The sequence below is a fragment of the Falsirhodobacter sp. alg1 genome (assembly GCF_000739715.2).
Lineage (GTDB): Bacteria > Pseudomonadota > Alphaproteobacteria > Rhodobacterales > Rhodobacteraceae > Falsirhodobacter.
Window position 1 is genome coordinate 1 of record NZ_BBJC02000033.1, and the last position, 888, is coordinate 888.

The following is an 888-nucleotide window of genomic DNA, read 5'->3' on the forward strand; positions in this document are numbered from 1 at the left end:
ATCGGGCCTGCACGGATTTGTGACAAGGCCCTCAGATCAGCCGCATTCGGAAGATGAATGGTTGATCTGAGTTTGCGAGGGCTATCTATCCCGAACCACAAAGTGCGGGCAAATATTCACACGTTGAACAAAAATTCGAAAATCTGCGTAAATTTCCGGAATCCCGCGACGGAGAATAAGGCCGTTTACGTATAAGAGCTGCAAATACCCTTGGAGGCATGCATGTATACCAAAGCTTTTTCCGCGATTGCCGTATCACTGGCCTTTGTCGCGCCGATGGGTCTGTTTCGCGAATGAGATCGCGCGCCATGATACCCCAGACGGTCACCTCCTCCGCGACATCCGAAAGACCCATCGAATGGGACAAGGTTGCCTGCGGATCAAAATCGACGGCCAATACACGGTATCCATCCAAGGCAGCGGCATGTGCAAAGTGAAGCGCAACGGTCGATTTGCCTGCCCCCCCTTTGAAATTGGCAATTGCCGCACGGATCGCCCGCTTGCCTTGCGGGCGAGGGGGGCAGGAGCGACTTCCTGTTGATCTTTAACCGACGACGGATTTCGTTGATTTCCTCTAAGGTGTACCAACGCTGACGCCCGTCTTCTTCGACCAGACCCTGCGGCAGGCTAGGGTCCGTCGCCATGCGGCCTCGCAGCGTTGACTGGTTCACCCGCAAAATCAGTTCTGCCAACTCCCAACTCGAAAACCGCCGCAGGGTTTTTTCCATATCCGGGGAGTATGTCTGCTGCCGGATCCAGCCCTGCATTTTCAATGACTGCCCCTGCAGCCCGCGCCAGATCTTCGTGAGTAAACATTCGTGCTCCTGCCAACGCTAAAATACGGTAAGTACCGATTTAAGCGTGTTTACAGAAATAACGCAAAGAATA

Annotated in this window: 1 pseudogene; it reads right to left on the minus strand. The window is 53.6% G+C overall.

Annotated features, from left to right (window positions below):
- Positions 1–280 precede the first annotated feature (280 nt).
- A pseudogene (locus TR36_RS15130) lies at positions 281–816 on the minus strand (AAA family ATPase); the annotation flags it as partial.
- Between the last annotated feature and the right edge of the window lie 72 nt (positions 817–888).